This is a genomic window from Sphaerotilus sp. (assembly GCF_034519685.1).
Classification (GTDB): Bacteria; Pseudomonadota; Gammaproteobacteria; order Burkholderiales; family Burkholderiaceae_C; genus Sphaerotilus.
The window spans coordinates 1,905,068-1,927,100 of the sequence record NZ_JAXHOF010000006.1; the positions used below are offsets into that span (position 1 = coordinate 1,905,068).

The 22,033-nt window shown below is 69.1% G+C and carries 23 protein-coding genes and 1 riboswitch; of the genes, 5 read left to right on the top strand and 18 right to left on the bottom strand.

The genetic code is table 11. The features are described from left to right. Positions 1-23: 23 nt before the first annotated feature. Both U5O44_RS19615 and U5O44_RS19620 read left to right on the top strand, forming a co-directional pair. A complete protein-coding gene (locus U5O44_RS19615) occupies positions 24-1,481 on the top strand; it encodes a class I SAM-dependent DNA methyltransferase (RefSeq protein ID WP_322590074.1) in 1,458 nt (485 codons plus the stop codon). Further along, positions 1,478-2,824 carry a restriction endonuclease subunit S gene (locus U5O44_RS19620; RefSeq protein WP_322590075.1) on the top strand — a complete coding sequence of 449 codons (1,347 nt, stop codon included), beginning with the start codon at positions 1,478-1,480 and terminating at the stop codon, positions 2,822-2,824. Before U5O44_RS19615 ends, U5O44_RS19620 begins: the two co-directional genes overlap by 4 nt. Before the next feature lie 65 nt (positions 2,825-2,889). On the opposite strand, the gene U5O44_RS19625 is transcribed toward U5O44_RS19620, so the two are convergent. The 15 genes from U5O44_RS19625 to U5O44_RS19695 form a co-directional block, all read right to left on the bottom strand. Further along, positions 2,890-3,324: an acyl-CoA thioesterase gene (locus tag U5O44_RS19625; protein ID WP_322590076.1), complete on the bottom strand. Its 435-nt coding sequence runs from the start codon at positions 3,322-3,324 to the stop codon at positions 2,890-2,892. After that, positions 3,309-4,637: a serine/threonine-protein kinase gene (locus U5O44_RS19630; RefSeq protein WP_322590077.1), complete on the bottom strand. Its 1,329-nt coding sequence runs from the start codon at positions 4,635-4,637 to the stop codon at positions 3,309-3,311. The genes U5O44_RS19625 and U5O44_RS19630 overlap by 16 nt, the downstream gene beginning before the upstream one ends. 37 nt (positions 4,638-4,674) lie before the next feature. Further along, positions 4,675-5,856 (bottom strand): pyridoxal phosphate-dependent aminotransferase, encoded by a 1,182-nt coding sequence (locus U5O44_RS19635; RefSeq protein WP_416222226.1) that lies wholly within the window; start codon positions 5,854-5,856, stop codon positions 4,675-4,677. 32 nt (positions 5,857-5,888) lie between these two features. After that, the gene (nusB, locus tag U5O44_RS19640) at positions 5,889-6,416 is read right to left on the bottom strand and encodes a transcription antitermination factor NusB (RefSeq protein ID WP_322590079.1); all 528 of its coding nucleotides are present in this window, start codon (positions 6,414-6,416) and stop codon (positions 5,889-5,891) included. Then, complete coding sequence (gene ribH, locus U5O44_RS19645; protein WP_322590080.1) at positions 6,413-6,877, bottom strand: 6,7-dimethyl-8-ribityllumazine synthase; 465 nt, start codon at positions 6,875-6,877, stop codon at positions 6,413-6,415. Before ribH ends, nusB begins: the two co-directional genes overlap by 4 nt. A gap of 25 nt (positions 6,878-6,902) precedes the next feature. Then, positions 6,903-8,012: a bifunctional 3,4-dihydroxy-2-butanone-4-phosphate synthase/GTP cyclohydrolase II gene (ribBA, locus tag U5O44_RS19650; protein WP_322590081.1), complete on the bottom strand. Its 1,110-nt coding sequence runs from the start codon at positions 8,010-8,012 to the stop codon at positions 6,903-6,905. 18 nt (positions 8,013-8,030) lie between these two features. Beyond that, a complete protein-coding gene (gene ribD, locus U5O44_RS19655) occupies positions 8,031-9,179 on the bottom strand; it encodes a bifunctional diaminohydroxyphosphoribosylaminopyrimidine deaminase/5-amino-6-(5-phosphoribosylamino)uracil reductase RibD (protein WP_322590082.1) in 1,149 nt (382 codons plus the stop codon). A gap of 38 nt (positions 9,180-9,217) precedes the next feature. Continuing rightward, positions 9,218-10,432 (bottom strand): prepilin-type N-terminal cleavage/methylation domain-containing protein, encoded by a 1,215-nt coding sequence (locus tag U5O44_RS19660; protein WP_322590083.1) that lies wholly within the window; start codon positions 10,430-10,432, stop codon positions 9,218-9,220. Continuing rightward, the gene (locus U5O44_RS19665) at positions 10,429-11,685 is read right to left on the bottom strand and encodes a hypothetical protein (protein WP_322590084.1); all 1,257 of its coding nucleotides are present in this window, start codon (positions 11,683-11,685) and stop codon (positions 10,429-10,431) included. The genes U5O44_RS19660 and U5O44_RS19665 overlap by 4 nt, the downstream gene beginning before the upstream one ends. Then, complete coding sequence (locus U5O44_RS19670; protein ID WP_322590085.1) at positions 11,669-12,385, bottom strand: hypothetical protein; 717 nt, start codon at positions 12,383-12,385, stop codon at positions 11,669-11,671. Before U5O44_RS19670 ends, U5O44_RS19665 begins: the two co-directional genes overlap by 17 nt. Further along, positions 12,382-12,852, bottom strand: a complete 471-nt coding sequence (locus U5O44_RS19675) for a type IV pilin protein (protein ID WP_322590086.1) — start codon at positions 12,850-12,852, stop codon at positions 12,382-12,384. The genes U5O44_RS19670 and U5O44_RS19675 overlap by 4 nt, the downstream gene beginning before the upstream one ends. Next, complete coding sequence (locus tag U5O44_RS19680; protein WP_322590087.1) at positions 12,846-13,430, bottom strand: GspH/FimT family protein; 585 nt, start codon at positions 13,428-13,430, stop codon at positions 12,846-12,848. The genes U5O44_RS19675 and U5O44_RS19680 overlap by 7 nt, the downstream gene beginning before the upstream one ends. A gap of 142 nt (positions 13,431-13,572) precedes the next feature. Next, positions 13,573-14,016, bottom strand: coding sequence for a transcriptional regulator NrdR (nrdR, locus tag U5O44_RS19685; RefSeq protein ID WP_179634986.1), 444 nt, complete (start codon positions 14,014-14,016; stop codon positions 13,573-13,575). Positions 14,017-14,044: 28 nt separating this feature from the next. Then, on the bottom strand, positions 14,045-15,298 hold the full coding sequence (glyA, locus tag U5O44_RS19690) for a serine hydroxymethyltransferase (protein ID WP_322590088.1): 1,254 nt from the start codon (positions 15,296-15,298) through the stop codon (positions 14,045-14,047). 63 nt (positions 15,299-15,361) lie between these two features. Next, positions 15,362-15,495, bottom strand: a riboswitch (ZMP/ZTP riboswitch). A gap of 34 nt (positions 15,496-15,529) precedes the next feature. Next, positions 15,530-16,468: a lytic transglycosylase domain-containing protein gene (locus tag U5O44_RS19695; protein WP_322590089.1), complete on the bottom strand. Its 939-nt coding sequence runs from the start codon at positions 16,466-16,468 to the stop codon at positions 15,530-15,532. A 260-nt stretch (positions 16,469-16,728) separates the two neighbouring features. Here U5O44_RS19695 and U5O44_RS19700 point away from each other — a divergent pair, with 260 nt between their 5' ends. After that, entirely contained in the window at positions 16,729-18,300 is a 1,572-nt protein-coding gene (locus U5O44_RS19700; protein ID WP_322590090.1) for a UbiD family decarboxylase, read from the top strand. Here U5O44_RS19700 and U5O44_RS19705 read toward each other — a convergent pair. Both U5O44_RS19705 and pdxH read right to left on the bottom strand, forming a co-directional pair. Further along, positions 18,295-19,083: a YdcF family protein gene (locus U5O44_RS19705; RefSeq protein ID WP_322590091.1), complete on the bottom strand. Its 789-nt coding sequence runs from the start codon at positions 19,081-19,083 to the stop codon at positions 18,295-18,297. The genes U5O44_RS19700 and U5O44_RS19705 overlap by 6 nt on opposite strands. An 82-nt stretch (positions 19,084-19,165) precedes the next feature. Next, the gene (gene pdxH / locus U5O44_RS19710; protein ID WP_322590092.1) at positions 19,166-19,804 is read right to left on the bottom strand and encodes a pyridoxamine 5'-phosphate oxidase; all 639 of its coding nucleotides are present in this window, start codon (positions 19,802-19,804) and stop codon (positions 19,166-19,168) included. A gap of 209 nt (positions 19,805-20,013) precedes the next feature. On the opposite strand from pdxH, the gene U5O44_RS19715 reads away from it, so the two are divergent. Next, entirely contained in the window at positions 20,014-20,670 is a 657-nt protein-coding gene (locus U5O44_RS19715) for a nucleotidyltransferase family protein (RefSeq protein ID WP_322590093.1), read from the top strand. Here U5O44_RS19715 and U5O44_RS19720 read toward each other — a convergent pair. Continuing rightward, a complete protein-coding gene (locus U5O44_RS19720; protein ID WP_322590094.1) occupies positions 20,611-21,270 on the bottom strand; it encodes a gamma-glutamylcyclotransferase in 660 nt (219 codons plus the stop codon). The genes U5O44_RS19715 and U5O44_RS19720 overlap by 60 nt on opposite strands. Before the next feature lie 124 nt (positions 21,271-21,394). On the opposite strand from U5O44_RS19720, the gene U5O44_RS19725 reads away from it, so the two are divergent. Then, positions 21,395-21,919 carry an OmpA family protein gene (locus U5O44_RS19725; protein WP_322590095.1) on the top strand — a complete coding sequence of 175 codons (525 nt, stop codon included), beginning with the start codon at positions 21,395-21,397 and terminating at the stop codon, positions 21,917-21,919. Positions 21,920-22,033: the final 114 nt, after the last annotated feature.

Consider the following 22,033-nt stretch of genomic DNA (forward strand, 5'->3'; position numbering starts at 1 on the left):
CGGGCCGTCTTTTCACTCCACCCATGACCCAGAACGACATCGTCCAGAAACTCTGGAACCTCTGCGACGTGCTGCGCGACGACGGCATCAACTACAGCGACTACGTGACCGAGCTGGTGCTGCTGCTGTTCATCAAGATGGAGCAGGAGAACGCGGACAACGGCGTGCTGCAGGCGCACAAGCTGCCGGAGTTCGCGCGCTGGAAGACGCTGCTGGGTCTGAGCGGGCTGAACCTGCTGAACCACTACCGCAGCGCGCTGCTGCAGTTGAGCCAGAGCACCGACCCGCTGATCGCCGCGATCTACGCCGACGCGCAGACCCGGCTGAAGGAGGCGCGGCACCTGGAGCAGCTCATCAAGAGCTTGGAGGGCATCGACTGGTTCAGCGCGGCCAAGGACGGGCTGGGTGATCTGTATGAAGGGCTGCTGGAGAAGAACGCCAGCGAGACCAAGAGCGGGGCGGGCCAGTATTTCACCCCCCGGCCGCTGATCGACAGCATCGTCCACCTGATGCAGCCGCAGCCGGGCGAGACGATCCAGGATCCGGCGGCGGGCACGGCCGGGTTCCTGATCGCGGCCGACCGCTACATGCGCGAGCACACCGACGACTACTACGACCTGAACGAGCGCGAGCGGGCGTTCCAGCGCAACCGGGCCTTCCTCGGCATGGAGCTGGTGTCGGGCACGCGGCGGCTGGCGTTGATGAACTGCCTGCTGCACGGCATGGAGGGTGATGACGCCGGGGTGGTTCACCTGGGCAACACGCTGGGCAGTGCGGGAGCGGGTTTGCCGAAGAGCGACATCATGCTGAGCAACCCGCCGTTCGGCACGGCCAAGGGCGGTGGCGGGCCGACGCGCGATGACCTGACCTACCAGACCAGCAACAAGCAGTTGGCGTTCGTGCAGCACATCGTGCGGCACCTGAAGGACGACGGGCGGGCGGCGGTGGTGCTGCCGGACAACGTGCTCTTCGAGGCGGGGGTGGGGGCGGAGATTCGGCGCGACCTGATGGACAAGTGCCGGCTGCACACGATCCTGCGGCTGCCGACGGGGATCTTCTACGCGCAGGGCGTGAAGACCAACGTGCTGTTCTTCCACAAGATCGGGCAGGCGGCCACGGGCAGCACGGACGAGGTCTGGGTCTACGACATGAGGGCGAACGCGCCCAAGTTCGGCAAGCGCACGCCGCTGACGCGGGCGCACTTTGCCGAGTTCGAAGCGGTGTTCGGTGAGGACTGTAATGGCTGCAGTCCGCGCACGGATCAGGGCGAGGCGGGGCGCTGGCGTCGGTTCAGCCGCGACGAGGTGCGGGCGCGGGGCGACAGCCTGGACATCAGTTGGCTGAAGGACGACAACGCCGAGGACGCCGCCGACCTGCCGGAGCCGGCCGTGCTGGCGCGGGAGGCGATGGATGAGCTGAACGGCGCGCTGGAAGAACTCGAAGCGATCTTGGCGGAACTCGGCGAAGAGGTGGAAAATTGAAATCGCTTCCAATCGGTTGGACCCACGCGAAGCTGGGCGACCTTGCATTGTGGGGTTCTGGCGGAACTCCAAGCCGATCCAATCCAGCCTTTTTTGGCGGTGGTATACCTTGGATCAAGACGGGTGAACTTGGGCCACGTGTCTTAATGAGCACGGAAGAGCACATCACCGAGGATGCTTTGGCTCAATCTAGCGCAAAACTGTTTCCTGCAGGAAGTATTGCGCTGGCCATGTACGGTGCAACAATCGGCAAGACGAGTATTATTGGGATTCCCGCGGCCACGAATCAAGCATGTGCCGTTGGAATTCCTTACAAGGGTATTGTTACTGGCGAGTACCTGTACCACTATTTGGGCTCACAAAAGGAAGCCTTTATTTTTGCCGGCCAAGGCGGCGCGCAGCCGAATATATCGCAGGCGGTAGTTAAAGCATGGCCTGCGCCTTTGGCGCCTCTCGCCGAACAAACCCGCATCGCCGACAAACTCGACACCGTCCTCACCCGCGTGGACGCCTGCCGCGACCGCCTCGCCCGCGTGGCGCCCTTGCTCAAGCGCTTCCGGCAATCGGTGCTGGCGGCGGCGACTTCGGGGCGGTTGACGGAGGATTGGAGAGATGAAAATGGCCGAGTGGATTGGATAGCGACCAACGTAGAGTCAGTTTCCCATGTTGGGACGGGTTCAACACCACTTCGATCCAACCCGGATTACTTTTCTCTCACAGGTGTGCCGTGGATTACCAGTGGTGCAACTAGCCAAGAGTTGATCCTCTCGTCCGATGAGTACGTTACTCAGCAAGCCATTACAGCGCATCGCTTAAAAATCTATCCGGCTGGAACGCTTCTTGTCGCGATGTATGGAGAGGGCAAAACGCGCGGGCAGGTGAGTGAACTCGGGATGCCTGCGACGATTAACCAAGCATGTGCAGCGGTTATTGTTGATCCAAAGAAAGCCTTGGTCAAATATGTCAAGTTGGCATTGCAAGCGAACTATCTTGAAATGCGGGTTTTGGCCGAAGGTGGGAATCAACCGAACTTAAATCTCTCCAAGGTTAAGGAGTTCCCGTTGAACATGCCTGGCATTGCTGAGCAAACCGAAATCATCCGCCGCGTCGAAACCCTGTTCGCCTTCGCCGACCGCCTCGAAGCTCGCCTGAAAACCGCTCAGACCGCCGCCGACCGCCTGACCCCCGCGCTGCTGGCCAAGGCGTTCCGGGGCGAGCTGGTGCCGCAGGATCCGAACGACGAACCGGCGGCCGAGTTGCTCAAGCGCCTGGCCGCCAGCCGCGACGCCGCGCCCAAGGCCAAGCGAGGCCGACGCAGCGCCACCGCCGACACCACGCCATGAGCGACATTCAATAGGCCCACCTGACGCAAAGCCACTGGGCTCCACGCAACCCGGGGCAGTTCAGTTCATGAAATGGAAGGCCCAAAAAGGCCATCCAGCTCAGCCGGGATCTCGGGACGTCCACGCGCATTGAGAGCGGTGCCGGTGACGACGGCGCTCAGCATCACCTTGCCGTCAGGCGAGCGCTGAATCTGCTGGTGGAACTGCAGCCGCAGGCGCCCATGGCGCTGAAGTTCGGTGCGAACGGTGAAGGTGTCACCGCTGACGAGCGAGGCCTTGAAGTCAGCCTCAACGCGCGTGACCACCAGGAAGATGCCGCGCTGGGCCAGGTCGCCAAACCGGATGCCCATGCTGCCAAGCAACTCGTGGCGGGCGTGTTCCAGGTAGTGGAGATAGACCGCGTGGTTGACGACATGCCCCATGTCGCACTCGTAGTCTCGAACCTTGAACTCGACGTTCAAGCTGCGTGGAGAGGTTTCATGCATCAGGTGGATGTCCACAGCATCGCCACCACGAGCAGCAGCAGCACGAGCACGCCGGCGAGCAGGGCGCTGAGCATCCAGCTCGGCCGCTCCTGGGGCGTGTCGGCGGGAGAGACGCGGGGCGTGGTGGCCAGGGCGGGCACCGTGGCCTCCAGAGGGCCCGTGCCGGCGTTCAGCAGCTGCGGGGGCGGGAGATGGTGGACGGGCTCGGCGCCGCCATCCCGTCCGCTGCCCGCCGGCACGGTGGCCAGCCAGGCGCGCAGCTCGCGGGCCACCGTGCCGGCGGTGCGCTGGCGCTGCTCGGGGTCGATGCTGATGGCCTGCAGCGCGATGGCGGCCAGGGCGGCGGGGATGCGCGGATCGTGCTCACGTGGCGGGCGGGGCCGCGCCGCGCGCACGGCAGCGCGGATCTCGGCCAGCGAGGTGCCGCTGTAGGGCCGGTGCCCCGTCAGCAGCTCGTAGAGCACGACACCCAGCGAATACACGTCGGTGCGCGGCCCGCACTCACGCCCTTCGAACTGCTCGGGGGCCGCGTAGAACGGAGAGCCCATCGCCGGTCCGCCCACGGCATCGGTCTCGTGCAGCAACTGGGCGATGCCGAAGTCGAGCACCACCGGCCGCGTCCGCCCGACCATGAAGATGTTGGCCGGCTTGATGTCGCGGTGGACGACGCCCTTGCCGTGGGCATAGCTCAGGGCATCGGCGACCCGACGCACGATCAGCGCGGCCTGTTCGGCGGTGGGGCGCCAGCCGGAGCGCAGCATCTGCGAGAGATCCTTGCCGCGCAGCAGCTCCATCGCGATGTAGGCCCCTTCCGGGCTGACGCCCGCGTCGTGCACGGTGACGATGTGGGCATGGCTGAGGCGCGCCGCGGCGCGTGCTTCGTCGAGCACACGCTCGGTCAGGCGTGCGCGTTCGGGCGCGGGTGCCGTGAGCGGCAGCGTCTTGACGGCCACCTGCCGGGCCAGCACCGTGTCGTAGGCCGACCAGACGGTGCCGAGGCCCCCGGCGCCGAGCGGGCGCTCCAGCACATAGCGGCCCAGTTCTCCGCTGTCGGCCGCTGCGCCGGTGTCGCCCTGCAGCCGGCGGCCGTCGATGACGGGTGTGGCGGAGGTGCGGCCCGGGCCGTGGATCTGGAGTGCCTCGTCGATCTGTTGCTCGAAGGGCAGGCTGTCCGGGGGCAGCGTCTCGTGGCTGCCGTCGGGCAGGTCACCCGGACTGGTGGGCAACCACAGCCCGAGGGTGCCTGTGTCGGCGCCGGAGTCGGGCCGGGGCGCTTCGGAGGGAGGGCGTTGCGACACGGGCTGCAGGTCGGTCATGGGCAGCGACATCGGCATCGGCGTTGAGGCTGGGCTGGCCCGGCCATGGTCAGCGTCCCAGCACGCGCTGCAGGCGCTGCACGGCCTCCTGCAGATCGTCCATCGAACTGGCGAAGGACAGGCGTGCGTACCGGCCGGTCTCGGCATGGCCGAAGTCGCGGCCCGGGGTCAGCGCGATGTGGGCGCGCTCCATCATGTCGAAGCAGAACTGCCAGCTGTCCGGTGCATGGGCGGTGACATCGAACCAGACGTAGAAGGCGCCATCCGGCTGCACCGGCACGTGCAGGCCGAGTGCTTCCAGCGCGGGCACGATGAAATCGCGGCGCGCCTTCAGCGTGGCGCGGCGTTCCTCGCAGAGCGCCTGCGTCTCGGGCGTGAAGCAGGCCAGCGCGGCCTGCTGCGCGATGGTGGACGCACAGATGTAGAGGTTCTGGGCGAGCTTCTCGACCGGTGCCACCAGGGCCTCCGGCAGCACCAGCCACCCCAGCCGCCAGCCGGTCATGCCGAAGTATTTCGAGAAGCTGTTGACCACGAGCACATCGTCGCCGAGGGCCAGCGCGGTGCGGGCATCGGCGTCGAAACTGAGGCCGAGGTAGATCTCGTCGACGATGGTGATGCCACCACGCGCCCGCACGACCTCGACGATGCCGGCCAGTGTCTCGGCCGGCACCGAGGTGCCGGTCGGGTTGGACGGGGAGGCCAGCATCACGCCGCGTGTGGCCGGTCCCCAGGCCTCGGCCACGGAGGCGGCGTCTAACTGGAAGCGCTGGGCCGGTGTGGTGGGCAGCAGCCGGGCCGTGCCGCCCGAGGCGGTCACGAAATGGCGGTTGCAGGGGTAGCACGGGTCGGGCATCAGGATCTCGTCGCCCGGCTCGACCAGCGCGGTGCACAGCAATTGCAGCGCCGCGGATGCGCCCGCGGTCACCACGATGCGCCGCGGGTCGACCTCGACACCCCAGCGGCTGGCGTACCAGCCCGACAGCGCCCGCCGCAGCGCGGGCAGGCCGACGGCGTGGGTGTACTGCGTGCGGCCGGCGTCCAGGCAGGCCTTGGCTGCCGCGACCACGGCCGGGGCGGCGGTCTCGTCCGGCTCGCCGATGTTCAGGTAGACCATCCGCTCGCCACCCTGCGCCGGGTCGCAGGCGGCGGTGCGGGCGATGGCGTCGGCCGCCTTGGCGCACTCCATCACCCAGAACGGCTCGATGCCGGCCACGCGCTGCGCCAGCCGCAGCGGATCCGGCCCGGTCGGTGCGGCTGGCCCGTTCATTCGGCCCGGGGCGCCGAGCGCGCGAGGCGCTGGGCGGCGACTTCGGCGGGACGCAGGTCGACCGCTGCCTTGTCGAGCACACCGTTGACGTACTTGTGGCCATCCGTGCCGCCGAAGGCCTTGGCCAGCTCGACGGCTTCGTTGATGGCGACGCGGTAGGGCACGTCCAGACAGTGCTGCAGCTCGTACAGGCCGATCAGCAGCACGCCGTGCTCGATCGGCGACAGCTCGGCGATCGGGCGGTCGAGGTGGGGGGCCAGCAGGCTGTCGAGCGCCGGGGCCTGCTCGATGCAGCCCTGCAGCAGGGCGTCGAAGCGCGCGTTGTCGCACTTGCCGAAGTCCTCCTGCTCGCGCATGTGCGAACGCACGACGCTGAACTCGGCGCGGCTGATCTGCCACTCATACAGCCCTTGCAGCGCCAGCTCGCGGGAGCGGCGGCGTGCGGACTTGGGGCGGGGCGCAGCCGGACCGGCAGCGCTGGACGGACTGGAAGCGCCTGGGCGGGATTTCGGGTTCGGGTTCAAGTCAGGTCTTCCAGGAGATTGGCCATCTCGACCGCGACACGGGCTGCGTCGCGGCCTTTTTCTTCGGTGCGGGCCCAGGCCTGGGCTTCGTTCTCGACCGTGAGGATGGCGTTGGCGATTGGGACGCTCTGGTCCAGCGATACCCGCGTCACGGCCGAGCCGCTCTCGTTGGCGACCAGCTCGAAGTGGTAGGTCTCGCCGCGGATGATGCAGCCCAGCGCGATCAGGGCGTCGTGTTCGTCCGATTCGGCCAGCGCCTGCAGCGCGAGCGCGACTTCGAGCGCGCCCGGCACGCGGACATGGCGGATGTGCTTGCGTTCGACGCCCAGCAGCACCAGCTCGTTCGTGCAGTGCTCGGCCAGGGCGTCGGTGATGGCGGCGTTGAAGCGGGCCTGGACGATCGCCACCCGGAGGTCGCTGCCGTCGAGGCGGGGGGCCGTGCCCTTGTCTGCGCCTTGCATGGTGTGTTCCTTGGCTTGTGGAGGATCAGGGCGCCACGGCCGCGGCAGCGGCCACGGGCATGAACCCGGTGACTTCGAGGCCGTAGCCGACCATGCTGGGCATGCGGCGCTGGTTGCTCAGCAGCTTCATGCGGCGGATGCCGAGGTCACGCAGGATCTGGGCGCCGACGCCGTAGGTGCGCAGGTCCATCGAGGTGCGGGGCGGCTCGCCAGTGGGCGGCAGGGCCACGCCGAGCAGGGCCTGCGCGTCCTGCGCCACATTGAGCAGCACGGCCACACCGCGGCCGGACTCCTGCAATGTGGTCAGCGCCTGTGGCAGCGACCAGGAATGGCGCGCCCGGCCGATGTCCAGCAGGTCCATCACCGACAGCGGCTCGTGCACGCGCACCAGCACCTCGTCCTCGTCCGCCCAGCTGCCCGCGCTCAGGGCAAGGTGGACCTGGCCGGTGCGGTCGCGGTAGACGCGGCTGTCGAAGGCGCCCCAGGGCGTCGTCAGCCGGTCCTGGTGCAGGCACTCGATCAGCGACTCGTTGCCGCTGCGGTAGGTGATGAGGTCGGCGATGGTGCCGATCTTGAGGTTGTGCTCGCGGGCGAATTCCTGCAGGTCGGGCAGGCGCGCCATCGTGCCGTCGTCCTTCATGATCTCGCAGATCACGGCGGACGGCGACAGGCCGGCCATGCGGGCCAGGTCGCAGCCGGCTTCGGTGTGGCCAGCGCGCATGAGCACGCCGCCGTCCTGCGCCTGCAGCGGGAAGATATGGCCCGGCTGCACCAGATCACGCGCCACGGAGTCCCGCGCGACCGCCACCTGCACGGTGCGGGCACGGTCCGCAGCGGAGATGCCGGTGGTCACGCCGGTGGCCGCCTCGATCGAGACGGTGAACGCGGTGCTGTGCTTGGTGCCATTGCGTGCAGCCATGGGGGGCAGCTGCAGGTACTCGCAACGCTCGCGGGTGAGGGTCAGACAGATCAGTCCGCGGCCGTACCGGGCCATGAAGTTGATCGCTTCGGGGGTGACCAGATCGGAGGCAAAGACCAGATCGCCTTCGTTTTCCCGGTCTTCTTCGTCGACCAGGATGATCATGCGTCCGGCCGCCAGCTCGGCGACCAGCTCGGGAATGGGTGAAATCGGCATCCCGCGATTGTAGGCGGCTCAGGCTGGCGAGCCGAATGCCGTTGCAGACCGTGCCATCAGTCGCACATCGGCGCCGACGCGGGTGATGTCGGTGAAGACCAGGGGTGCGGCGTCGGCGATCTGCGCCAGCGGCCCGAAGGCGGCCATGTCACGTCCGGCGCCCAGCAGCCGGGGCGCCAGATAGACCAGGTACTCGTCGACCAGCCCGGCGCGCACGAAACTGCCGTTGAGGTGCTGGCCGGCCTCGATGTGCAGCTCGTTCACGCCGCGCCGCCCGAGCGCGTCGAGCACCGCGGGCAGGTCGATCCAGCCGTTCGGGTCGGTGGCCACGGGCTCCAGGGTGACGTTGGCGCGGGCCAGCGCGGACGCCCGCGGGTTGTGCAGCGCGGAGGCGGCGCAGACCAGCACGACCTCGCCAGGCGCCTCCAGCAGCCGGGCGGTCGGGGGCGTGTCCAGCCGGGCATCGAGCACGATGCGCAGCGGTTGCCGCGCCGTCGGCACCAGCCGCACATCCAGCCGCGGGTTGTCCTCGCGCACGGTGCCGATGCCCGTCAGCACCGCACCGGCCCGTCGGCGCCAGGCATGGCCGTCGGCGCGGGCCTGCGGGCCGGTGATCCACTGGCTGGTGCCGTCCGGCAGGGCGGTGCGACCGTCCAGGCTGGCAGCCACCTTCAGCCGGACCCAGGGCCGCCCGCGCAGCATGCGCGAGAAGAAGCCGATGTTCAGCTCACGGGCGGCATCCGCCATCAGCCCGTGGGCAACGGCGATGCCGGCGGCCTGCAGCCGCGCCAGTCCCTGACCGGCGACCAGCGGATTCGGGTCCAGCACGGCGGCCACCACCCGGCCCACGCCAGCGGCCACCAGCGCGTCGGCGCAGGGCGGTGTGCGGCCGTGGTGGGCACAGGGCTCCAGCGTGACGTGCACGGTCGCGCCGCGCAGGTCATGTCCGTCGGCCAGTGCGGCGCGGATCGCCATGACTTCGGCGTGCGGGCCGCCGGCCTGCTGCGTGTGGCCGGCGCCGAGCACGCGCCCTTGGCCGTCGCTGATGACGCAGCCGACCCGCGGGTTCGGGTCGGTCAGCCCGATGGCCTGTTCGGCCCAGGTCAGCGCCTGGGCCATGGCGACCTGGTCGTGGGCCGAGAAGGTGGGGGTGGGGGCGGTGCGCATCGCGTGATTGTGCGCTGGCGGGCTGGCGGGTGGCTTCTTCAGGGCTGGTGGGCGACGGTGCTGTCGTCCACGGCGTTGCCCGTGCCGGTCAGGCCCGAGGTGCCGAACGGGCCGACATCGACCGGGCAGCGCGCCGCGGCCCGGATCACCAGGAAATTCTGGTTGCCCAGCGCGGTCGTCACCACGCTGTGGCTGGCCGGGTGCTCGGGGTTGTCGATGCGGCCGTTGCCGTCGTGGTCGGCGCTGTAGCGGCAGATGCGGAACCGCCCGGTGCTGCCGGAGGCGCTCACCAGCAGCCAGCCTTGTGGAACAAGGTCCAGCCGGCCGGACCAGCGTGGCGTGCCGCCCGAGGCGGGCGCAACGGGCTGGATGACGCAGTGGTAGGCGATCGAGGTGTTCAGCGTGGTGCCGGGCGGCACGCCGGTCGGTCCGTCCTGCACACACTCCCAGGCCGGGCTCGGGTGGCCGGTGGTGGTCAGCGTCAGGCGCAGGGTGAGGCCCATCGCGGGGCTGGCGGGCTGTTCGGCGTCGGCGGCGGTGAGGGTGTCGCGGTCGGTGGCGAACCGGACGTGGCCGCTGAGCAGCAGGCCGCTGAACACCTTGCAGGTGCCGAGGCTGCTGGCGTCAAGGGCCTCGGCCGGCAGCCCCACGGTGCTGTCGCAGCGGCCGATCACCTCGCCGCTGCGGCTGTCGAACAGCCAGACCAGGGCCTCGTCGGTGCGCGGCTTGAAGGCGTGGCGGCCATCGCCCAGGTCGCGGGCGGACGCGGGGATGCGCAGCGAGCGCTCCGACATGCCCGGGGCGGTCGGGCTCGCGCTGCCCGGGGCGGCGGCGCGGTTCAGCAGCGTGGCCGCGCCAAACGCGGGGTCCAGCATCTTCAGGGCGGTCGCCAGCGTCAGTGTGTGGTCGAGCGCCTGCCGGTCCTGCCAGCGCACGGTGCCGGCCACCTGCATGAGCCGGCCCGCCGTGTCCGTGCTGACGCGGCGCTCCAGCGTGTAGCGGGTCGGCGAGGTGGGCGTGTCGAGCACCTGCGGGCCGGTGTCCGCGAGCCCGCCGAGGTCGGCTGGCGTGCGCCCGCGCAGTTGCTCCAGGTGCTGCGCGGCATGCCGGACGGCTTCGCTGCGCTGGCGCGACAGGTCCGTGGTGCGCCGCAGTTCCAGGTGCAGCCGCAGCAGCGACGCCGTGCCCAGCCCGAGCAGCGCCACCGCCACGAGCAGCTCGATCAGCGCGAAGCCGGTGCAGGCGCGCTTCATCGGGTGTGCGGATCGAACCAGCTGCCCGGCACCGGGGCGAGCACGCTGCCCAGCGCCGCGGCCTGCTGCAGCACGGCCGGGTCGCGCACCACGTCGATCGCGCCGTCCAGCATGGTGGTCCCCAGGCTGACGAGCGCGCCGCGGAGCTGGCTTCGAGGCGCCGCGGTGGCCAGCGCCTGCACATGGTCGGCCACGACCAAGCCCTGCAGCGACACGTCGGCGCCGAGCTGCAGCGTGCCGCGCACGACGATCAGCAGCGGCGCCTCGGTCTTCCCCCAGGCCCCGGCGGCCAGGCGCAGGTCGCCGTCCAGCCACAGCGCCTGTGCCCCCCGCTGCACGGCGTTGTCGAGGTCTGCGCCGGTGCAGCCCCCTGTGCAGGCCAGCGGCTCCCAGGCGGGCAGGGCCTGCAGCGCGCGTGCGTCCAGCCCGAACAGGCGTGGCCAGAGCGTGTCCGTGCCGGTGGGGGCGCGCCCCGTCAGTGGCGGGTCGTTGCCCACCAGCCCGGCATTCACCGGCTGGCCGGACGGGCCGATCACCGTCGCCGGGGCCTGCAGCGTGATGTCCCCACCGCTGTGGATGGCGGTGCCCCCGCTGGCGAGGTCGGTGTTGACCACGCGGGCGCTGCCGGACAGCGTGACGGCGCCCACGCTGGTCAGCGCGGCCAGCGGTGGCGACACCAGCTGGCCGAGGGGGGCGAGCACGGTGGTGACGCGGTAACGCCCGTCGGGCTCGGGGCTGCCCGACGCCGCGCCGCAATCCGGGCCTGGCATCGAGCAGCCTTCGGCGGTCAGCGTCCACAGTCCCGCTCGCGGGCCGCTGCCCAGCGTCAGGGCGAAGGCCGGGTGGTCGGCGCTGTCGTCCGGGGCGGCGACCCGGCCTGGGCCGCTGTCGGGGCAGTGGCACTGCCAGACCGGGTCCGGGTCGCTTTGTCGGCAGGCGGGCTGCAGCGGGGTGGCGGTGGCGAAGCTGCGCTCCCACCGGGTGCGCAGCGTGGCCGGCGTGTCTGCTGCGGAGGGCGGTGCGGGCAGGCACCGCATGTCCGTGGCGCGCCGGTCGTTCAGGCGCGCCACGGCCCAGTCGATCCCCGCCTGCGCGGCTTCCTGGGCGCGGACGGCGCGGACCTGGCTGGCGCTGGCGCGCTGCTCGAACAGCAGCGCGCGGTGGCTGTAGAGCAGGCCCAGGTGCGCGATCAGCAGCAGGGTCATCACCATCGCGAGCGTGCCCGTGCCCGCCTGTTCACGGCGGGCAGGCACCGACCACCTCGTCGTTGCGCAGCCGGGTCTCGGTGGACTGCTGGCGCTGCACCCGGGCATCCCGGGCGTCCTGCGCATCGACCTCGATCCGCACCCGGCGCTGGATCCATTCGGGCGGGCAGTCCGTCCGGGCGCCACAGGCCGTGTTCGGGCAGTGGGCGAGCAGGCTGTGCCGCACTTCGTCGAGCCGGATCGACAGCCGCGTGACGCGCATCAGCGCCGGGTCGGTCAGCGCCTGCCAGTGGTCGCGCTCGTCCGGGGCGACGGCGCTGCCGGACAGGCGCCACTCGATGACCTGGGCGCTGGTGTTCAGGCGCAGACCGAATTTTTCCTGGTTGCTGCTGATGTGGTTCTCGGTCAGGTCGCGGCTGTAGCCGTAGCCGAGCCAGGGGGCGGCGGCCGGGCCGTTTAGCACGGCTCCTCGGTAGGGGTTGGCGGTCAAGGTGGCCGTTGGACGGCTGCTGTCCCAGACCCCGCCCGACACGTCGGCCCAGTACCCGGACCGGCGCACGTCCCGCGCGATCATCTCGACCGCGGTCCGCAGATCCTGCGTCAGCCGGCTCTCCAGCAGCAGGCGGCGCTGCTCCTCGACATGCCCCGACACCAGGTGCAGCACCACCGTCAGCAGCAGCAATCCGAGCCCGATCGCCAGCATCAGCTCGACCAGGCTCCAGCCCCGCAGGGCGGGTGCCGGGGTCATGATTTCCAGCACAGGCGGTTCTGCGCGTCGAGGTTGCCGGTCTGTCCGTCCGGGCCGGAGCGGTGGTGCAGTTGCCCGGCGCCGATGTCCAGCACGAGCCACCGGCACAGCCGGTCGTCCGTCTGGGGGCCGCGGGCCACGGCGGTGACGCGGTAGCGGTGGTGGGCGGTGTCGGGGGCGACCGATGTGCTCAGGTCGTAGTGGCCGGCCGGGCTGATGGCGGGCAGGGCCAGACCGTCCGGGCCGAGTCCGGCGGCGTAGGTCGGTCGCTGCGAGCGCCAGCGTTCCTGCGCCTGCTGGAGCTGTGCCAGGGCGACGATGGCGTCGCTGCGGCGTGTGCGCTGGACCTGGGCCTGCCAGCCGGGTACCGCCAGCGAGGCCAGGATCGCGACCAGGACCAGCGCGATGGCCAGCTCGACCAGGGTCATGCCCCGGCTCGCGGTCGGGTGTGGCGTGGTGTTCAGCATGGGCTGTACCCCGGGAAACGTGGCCCCGGGGTGCAGGTCCGCACCCGGCCGAGGATGTTGACGACGTGGCGCAGGGCGCTGCTGCCGTCGGTGGTGGAGACCTCGATGCTGCCGGTGGGCGTGAAGGTGCCGTGGCGCGGGTCGATGCGCAGGCTGGCCACGTTCGAGCGCAGTCGGATGCGCCGCGATGCTGGCACCAGCGCCGCCCGCAGCAGCTCGGTCCCGTCGTCACACGCGACCAGCGGCTCGGCGCGTGGATCGGCGCTGCAGCGGCAGGTGTCTGCCTCTCCGCTGTGGATCAGGTAGCACATGCCGGCGCCGGTGTCCTGGAAGCTCAGGCGCAGGATGCGGTGGCGCAGCACGGCGGCGCTGCGCAGCCACTGCAGGTCGGCATTGAACTGGGCCGACACGCCGAGCAGGTGCTGGCGCTGCAGCCAGCCGGAGAACGACAGGGTCGCGCTGTGCAGGATGAGGGCGGCCAGCGCCAGGACGACCAGCAGCTCCACCAGCGTGAGCCCGTGTGCGCCGTGTGCGCGCCGGAGTGGCGGTTTCGTCGTCCGGGACGGCATTTGTGTCATCGGCCTTCCTTCCTGTCCTGCGGGGTGAAGTGCAGGGTTCAGTCTAGGAAAGCCGCCCCGGTGGGCGCCTCGCTCCGAAGGGGGAGTCGTTCGGGTATTTCGGGGGAGAGCGGGGGGATACCGCGCGCTCGATGCGCAGCGCTCAGATTTCCCGGATGAGCTGGTTGAAGGCGTCCACGTCCTCGAAGCGGCGGTAGACCGACGCGAAGCGGACATAGGCGACCTTGTCGAGGCGCTTGAGTTCGCGCATCACCAGCTCGCCGATGTGCGAGGTGGTGACCTCGCTCTCGCCGCTGGTGAACAGCGTGCTCTCGATGCGGGCGATGGCGGCGTCGATCAGGTCCACGCTCACATTGCGCTTGCGCAGGGCCAGCATCATCGACGCGCGCAGCTTGGCGCGGTCGAACTCGATGCGGTTGCCGTTCTTCTTCACCACGGCGGGCATGGCCAGCTCGACCCGCTCGTAGGTGGTGAAGCGCTTGTCGCAGGCGCTGCAGCGGCGGCGTCTGCGCATCGCGTCACCCTCGTCCGACGCGCGTGTCTCGACAACGGTGGTGTCCTGGTGACCGCAGTAAGGGCAGCGCATCGTCAGGACACCTGATCGCTCGAACGGATCAGCCGCGGTAGACCGGGAAGTCGCGCGTCAGTACCGCGACCTGCTCGCGCACACGGGCCAGCACGGCCTCGTCGGTCGGGGCTTCCAGCACGTCAGCGATCAGGTTGGCGGTCAGCACGGCCTGTTCTTCCTTGAAGCCGCGCGTGGTCATCGCCGGCGAGCCCAGGCGGATGCCGCTGGTGACCATGGGCTTCTGCGGGTCGTTGGGGATGCCGTTCTTGTTGCAGGTCATGTGGGCACGGCCCAGCAGCGCTTCGGCTTCCTTGCCGGTCAGGCCCATCGGGCGCAGGTCGACCAGCATGACGTGGCTCTCGGTCCGGCCGGACACGATGCGCAGGCCGCGCTTGGTCAGCGTCTCGGCCATCGCGGCGGCGTTCTTGACGACCTGTTCCTGGTAGGCCTTGAACTCAGGCTGCAGCGCTTCCTGGAACGCGACCGCCTTGCCGGCGATGACGTGCATCAGCGGGCCGCCCTGGATGCCGGGGAAGATGGCCGAGTTGATCTTCTTGGCGATGTCGTCGCCGCGCATCAGGATCAGGCCGCCGCGCGGGCCGCGCAGGGTCTTGTGCGTGGTGGTGGTGACCACGTCGGCGTGCGGCACCGGGTTCGGGTAGACGCCCGCGGCGATCAGGCCGGCGTAGTGGGCCATGTCCACCATGAAGTAGGCGCCGACCGCCTTGGCGACCCGGGCGAAGCGCTCGAAGTCGATGCGCAGCGCAAACGCCGACGCGCCCGCGATGATCAGCTTCGGCTTGTGCTCGTGGGCCAGACGTTCCATCTGCTCGTAGTCGATGTCTTCCTTGGCGTCCAGGCCGTAGGAGACGACCTTGAACCACTTGCCGGACATGTTCAGCGGCATGCCGTGGGTGAGGTGGCCGCCTTCGGCCAGGCTCAGACCCATGATGGTGTCGCCGGGCTGCAGCAGGCCGAAGAAGACGGCCTGGTTGGCCTGTGAGCCGGAGTTCGGCTGGACGTTGGCGTGGTCGGCGCCGAAGAGCTTCTTCGCGCGGTCGATGGCGAGCTGCTCGACGACGTCGACGTGTTCGCAGCCGCCGTAGTAGCGCTTGCCAGGGTAGCCTTCGGCGTACTTGTTGGTGAGCTGCGAGCCCTGTGCGGCCATGACGGCGGGCGAGGTGTAGTTCTCGCTGGCGATCAGCTCGATGTGCTCTTCCTGGCGACGCACTTCGGCGTCGATGGCGGCCGTGATCTCGGGATCGATGGCGGCGAGGGTCTGGGTAGCGCGGTCAAACATGGGGAGGCAGTCCTGTCGGTGAAGTCCGGCCCCGCCGACCTCGCCTGGTTGCAGGCGGAGGCGGTGGGCTGCCCAGGCGCACGGCAATGAATCCGCTGCACAGACCCCGGTCCGGGCCTGCCGCGACCACGCTCCCCGGTGGTTGACCCACCTTGGACCCCGGGCGGGGTCCGTGAACGCCAGTTGCGTGGTGCGCGGAGTTTATCAGCAGCGCTGTCGGTCAGTGGCCGGTCAGTAGCTCAGTGCTGCGACACGGTCCGGCTTGCTCTGCAGCACCGGGTTGACGGTGGCAGAGGGGCTGGTGGCCGGGTTGGCCTGCGGCGTCAGTGCAGGCGCAGTGCTCGGCTGTTCGGCGGGTGCGGACACCGGCGGCACGGGCAGGCGGGCCGTCACGGGCACCGAGCGGCCCTTGATCAGCTGCAGCAGGAACTCCTGCTCGGCCAGCACCTTGAAGGCATAGCCACCGTCGCTGGCGAGGTTGGCTGCACCGACGTAGTGGCGCAGACCGCCTTCGACCGAGCCCGCCTTGGCGATGCAGTCCTTGAGCACCTGCACGCCCACACGCAGGTTCGTCAGCGGATCGAACGCGGCATGGTTGCCGCCGAACGCGACGTACTTGTCGTCGTGCACGCGGGTGAGCACCTGCATCAGCCCCTGTGCGCCGACCGAACTCTGGGCGAACGGGTTGAACGACGACTCGATGGCGACGATGGCCAGGATCAGCGTCGGCTCCAGACCGACACGCTTGCCCAGCGACCAGGACTCCTGGACCAGGCGGCCGACCGGCTCGGGGGCGACCTTGTAGCGCCGCGCCAGCCATTGGGCCACTGCTGCCTGCTGGCGGTTCAGCTCGCTCGGGTCGATGGCCGTCGCGCGGTCCACCGCCGAGAAGTCGCCCTGTGCCAGCAGGCTGGGCTCTTCCATCTGGCTGGTTTCCGCAGAGCGGGCTTCCTGGCGTTCGACCAGCCAGTCGAGCGCACGTTCTTCCAGCAGACCCCGCACATCGGCGCGACCGCCAATGACGAAGGTGACACTCAGGACAGCCAGTCCGATGACGGCCAGACTGTTGTGGCTGACGGCCAGCAGGCCGTTGCCGAGATCCGCGATGAAGACACGCACCGACTCGGCGGTGGCGGTCTGAATCCGCGTCCAGGATCGGGGTGCAGTCATGCAACTCCTCGTTCGATCACTGCGGGCGCCGTGTGGCCATTGGCGGGCGCCCAGATAATCCCCGTTGCGCAACAGCCGACAGCCCTCGTTCGAGTGGTTCTTGTCGGGTGGTCAACCCCTCTACAGGCAACGGGATCGAAGGGGGCAGCTACGCATCAGCGGCAGGCCACGAGCCCCCTGTGTTCGAAAACGGATGAATTCTAGAAGTCGTCCAAATAACCAGTCAACAATAAGAAACACCGTAATGAGATTGTAAATTCATGAAATACCGCGATCTGAGAGACTTCCTGGCCTTGTTGGAGCAACGTAAGGCCCTGCTCAAAGTGAAAGAATCGGTTGCAGTCGAACTGGAGATGACCTGGCTGTCCGACCGGACCTTGCGCGCCGGCGGTCCGGCCCTGCAGTTCGAGCACCCGACGGTGCGCGGGGGGCGTTCGTCAACCCAGGTTGTTACCAATCTTTTCGGTACGCCGGAGCGTGTGGCGCTCGGCATGGGGGCGGAGCACGTCTCTTCGTTACGTGAAATAGGTGAGCTTCTGGCGCGTCTCAAGGAGCCGGAGCCCCCCAGAGGCCTGCAGGACACCGGTCGTCTGTTACGAATGGCCAAGACGGTGTGGGACATGAAGCCCGCCGTGGTCCGGCGTGCGGCATGCCATGAATTGATCATTTCGGGTAGTGAAATTGACCTGGGAACTTTGCCCATTCAACACTGCTGGCCGGGGGATGTGGCCCCCTTGATCACCTGGGGATTGGTGGTAACCCGGGGTCCGCAGTCGGTCCCGAATGCCCGGAAACGGCAAAACCTGGGGATCTACCGGCAGCAGGTGATCGGGCCGCGTCAGACCATCATGCGGTGGCTGGCCCACCGTGGAGGTGCGTTGGATTTTCGTGAATTCGGACACGCAAATCCTGGAATGCCCTTTCCGATCGCAGTGGTATTGGGTGCGGATCCGGCCACGATCCTGGGCGCGGTCACGCCGGTGCCAGACACCTTGTCCGAATACCAGTTCGCGGGATTGCTGCGCGGAGGGCGCACCGAGCTGGCGGAAAGCGGTGTCGGCGAGGGTGATCTGAAGCTGCAGGTGCCCGCGTTTGCCGAGATCGTGCTGGAGGGCCACATCCCGCCCGCTGCGCCCGGATTCGAGGGCGTGAGCGAACAAGGCATTCCGCTTAAGGAAAAGGATGGTTACCTCCACGCCCTGGAAGGGCCGTATGGCGACCACACCGGCTACTACAACGAGCAGGACTGGTTCCCGGTGTTCGAGATCAGCCGCATGACGATGCGCAAGGATGCGCTCTACCACTCGACCTACACCGGCAAACCGCCGGACGAGCCGGCCATCCTGGGCGTGGCGCTGAACGAGGTGTTCGTGCCGATCCTGCGCAAGCAGTTTCCGGAGATCACCGACTTTTACCTGCCGCCCGAAGGCTGCAGCTACCGGATGGCGATCGTCAGCATCAAGAAGAGCTACCCCGGACACGCCAAGCGGCTGATGTTCGGCATCTGGAGCTTCCTGCGCCAGTTCATGTACACCAAGTTCATCGTGGTGGTGGACGACGACGTGGACATCCGCAACTGGCAGGAGGTGATCTGGGCCATCACGACCCGCATGGACCCGGTGCGCGACACGACGCTGGTCGAGAACACGCCGATCGACTACCTCGACTTTGCGTCGCCGGTGTCGGGGCTGGGCGGCAAGATGGGGCTGGACGCCACCAACAAGTGGCCCGGTGAAACCAGCCGCGAGTGGGGCCGCACCATCGAGATGGACCGGGCCGTGACCCAGCGCATGGACGCCCTGTGGGGACGCCTGTTCACGGGCCAGTCATGAGCCCGTGACCAGCCCCAGCACTTCGTGGAGGGCGTTGTGGACCAGCGTGAAGCCCTGGTGCGAGGGCATCCAGTCCAGGATCGTCTGGTCGTCGCGTGTCACCGCGGCGACCGGCGCGGGGATGACGACCAGCCGCTTGCCGGCCGCTTCCCGGAACGCACGCATGGCCCGCGGCATGTGCGAGGCGTGCGTGACGAGCACGATGCGCTTCACGCCGGCACCGTCCAGCATCGGCACCATCAGGTCGGCGTTCTCGCGCGTGTCGCGCGAGCGCGATTCGGTCCAGCGCAGGCTGGTGCCATGTTCGTCCTGCACGATGCGGGCGGCCGTCTCGGCCTCCGACTGTTCGCCGATCTGCGCCCAGCCGACTCCACCGGCATAGCCGAGCGGCAGTCCCGTCTGCCGTGCCAGCCAGACGCCGTAGCGCAGCCGCACCATGGCCTGCTGGGTGAGGTTGGAGGCGCCGTATTCCGCGGCGAGACGGTGGCGTCCCGCGCCGAGCACGACGATGGCCGTCGGGGGCTGGTTCGGGCTGCGCACCAGTGCGCGGACCTGCACCGGGGTCAGGGCTGCGGGGGGGCGCAGCACGCTGTCCTGCAGCCAGCGGGCGGTGCCGACACAGCACATCAGCCAGAGCCCGCCCGTGCTCAGCGCGATCAGCGCCGTGCCCAGGCCGGGCCTGCGGCGCACCAGCCACAGGCCGAGCAGGATCAGCAGCAGCAGGCTGGCCGGTGGCTGCAGCAGTGCCGACAGCAGGGGTTTCCAGGAAGGGTCGAACAGCACGGGGGATCAGGCAGAGTGCCGGGTGGTCAGGTCGGCGCATTCTGCCCCACCGAGGGGGGACTCTGCGCCGAATCGGGCTGACTCAGGGCGCCAGGCGTTCGCGCAGCCACTGGCCGTCGGTGTCCTGCCGGTACACGAGCCGGTCGTGCAGGCGCGACTTGCGGCCCTGCCAGAACTCCCAGCGCTGCGGCGCGAGCCGGTAGCCGCCCCAGTGCGGCGGACGGGGCGGGTGCAGGCCGTGCTGCGCCGCGGCGCGGGCGGCATTGCTGACGAGCACCGCGCGCGAGGTGATCGGCTGGCTCTGCGGCGAGGCCCAGGCCCCCAGCCGAGAGTCCAGCGGACGCGAGGCGTAGTAGGCGTCGGATTCCTCGGCCGACACCTTCTCGACCGGGCCTTCGATGCGGACGACCCGCTCCAGCTCGACCCAGTGGAACTGCAGCGCGGCCCACGGATGCAGCGCCAGCTCCTGCCCCTTGCGGCTGTCGTAGTTGGTGTACCAGACGAGGCCGCGGGCGTCATAGCCCTTGATCAGGACGATGCGGGTCGATGGCCGGGCATCGGCGCCGACGGTGGCCACCGTCATCGCGTTCGGTTCCGGCACACCGGCCTTGAGGGCTTGCTGCAGCCAGAGGTCGAACTGCTGCAGCGGCATGCCGGCAGCGCTGTGTTCGTCGAGTTCCCCGGCTTCGTAACTCTTGCGCAGATCGGCGATGTTGTTCATGCCTGGATTATAGAAATCTCTGCTGGCCGGTGCACTGCTCCAGCGCAACACACCTCCCTGACGTCGGACTGATCCAGCCGAGGCCGCGTGGCTAGCAGTTCTCCTTAAGTGAAGGCACCAGTTTTCTTGGCGTGCGATGTGGGTTCCCATGTCGGCATGCAAGGGAGAACAACGATGGACCACGCTGATGCCTTGATGAGGAGCTTCCCATGAGTCCCACCCGGAGTCTGCCGACCGTGGTGGTGCTGGCCGCGGGTGGCGGCGCGCGCTTCGAGGGCGCCGGCCCCAAGCTCGGGCAGTCGCTCGGACCGGCCAGCGTGCTGGCGCACACCCTGGACGCGGTTGTCTCCGCGGGGCTGCCACTGGTGGTGGTCACGGTGGCTGCGCTGGTGGAGGTGGCGCGCGGTGTGGTGGCGTCCCGCGACATCGTGCTGCTGCCCCCGGTCGGATCCGCCAGCCGCGAGCCCCTGGGTGTCGGCTTCTCGATCGCCTCGGGGGTCAGCGCCCGTCCGCATGCACCGGGCTGGCTGATCCTGCCGGGTGACATGCCGCTGGTGCAGCCGCAGACCCTGCGCGCGGTGGCGCGTGCACTGGGCCAGGCGCCGGTGGCCTACGCCCAGTACCGTGGCCGCCAGGGGTTTCCGGTCGGGCTGTCAGCGGAGCTGTACTCCGAGCTGGTGCAGCTCAGCGGAGAAGAGGGGCTGCGGCGTTTGCTGGTGCGCTACCCGTCGGCGGCCGTCGAGACCGACGATGCGGGGGTGCTCCAGGACATCAACACGCAGGCCGATCTGGCACAGGTGCGTGCGTCAAGCACCGTCCTGGCCTGGCAGCAGTCCGTGGTCGCGCGCCAGCCGAACGAGGCGTGAGACCTCGGCATCGTGGATCGACAGCGCCTGCAGGCACTGCGCCGTGCGGTGCAGGTAGTCCACGGTGCGGCCATAGCGGCCTGCCGCATTGCGGAAGATGGCCAGGTGCGCTGCGTCGTCGAGGCGGCCGGTGTGGGAGGGATGGTCCGGGTCGAGCGTGAACGCCAGCGCGGTGACAGGGCCTTGCGACGTGTGGCAGCGCAGCCAGCGCGGCGTGTAGACCCCATTGGGCATCTCGCGTTCCCAGAGTGTGTCGAGCTGGGACAGTGCGTCCGCACCGTCCCCGCTGCCCGCTCGGTGCACCTGCCCGACACAGGAGCCCCCCGGCAGCAGCGCAAACACCAGCCCGGGGCATTCCGCCGAGCCGCGGTTGACCCGCGAGCGCATCCGCAAGGCCCGGTGGAAACCCCAGAGCCGGGCCGGCCGGATTTCCGCCGGCGTGAATTGCGGCTTCCAGAGCAGCGAGCCGTAGGCGTAGAGCCAGAAGGCCTCGCCCCGGTCCAGTCGCTCGGCCAGCTGTTGTCGGGTGGTCTGCAGCAGGCGCAGTGCGTGCGCCGAGCAGACCGTGGAACGGGCGGGAGGGGGCAATGGACCGTGCATGGTCTGGCAGTGTGACGGCAGTGGTGCAGGTGCGACAAGCGGGTGCTGTGACCGGATGCATCACGCCCTGACAACGTGCAGGCCTTTAAACTTGCGCACCTTTTAACGATGAGGAGGATTCTCCATGAGTGACGACGATCGCGACGAAAGCCGCAAGGTGGGTCTGTGGGTGGTGTTTTCCAGCGTGGCGGTGCTGCTGCTGGGCGTGCTCGGCTTTGCCGTGGTGCGCACGATGAAGGGTCCGGCGGCACCCGTCGCCCAGACCGCCGCTGCGGCGACCAGCGCGACGGATCCGGCCGATGTGCTGGTGGAGTACACGACCACGACCGCTGCACTGGCGACCGTGTATTTCGAATCGGGCTCGGCCGCACTGCTGCCGGACGCGGAACCCGCCATGGCCGACACCGTCAAGGCGCTCGCCGCCGATCCGGGCAAGCGCGTCCTGCTGTCGGGCTACCACGACTCGACGGGTGACCCGGTCATGAACGCCGAGCTGGCCAAGCAGCGTGCCAAGGCCGTGCGCGCGGCCCTGCTGGTCGGGGGCATTCCGCTGGAGCAGGTGCTGCTGCGCAAGCCGGAAAGCACCACCGGCACGGGCACCGAGCGTGAAGCCCGTCGCGTCGAGATCCGCCTCGTCGACGCCCAGTAAGCGCACGCGAACTGCGCCGGGTCACGGGTTGGGTTACGGGCCGGTTACGGCCTGATCCCACCCGGTGTCCCCACTGTGCAGCCCGCCAGGACAGAAGACCTCTGTCCTGGCGGG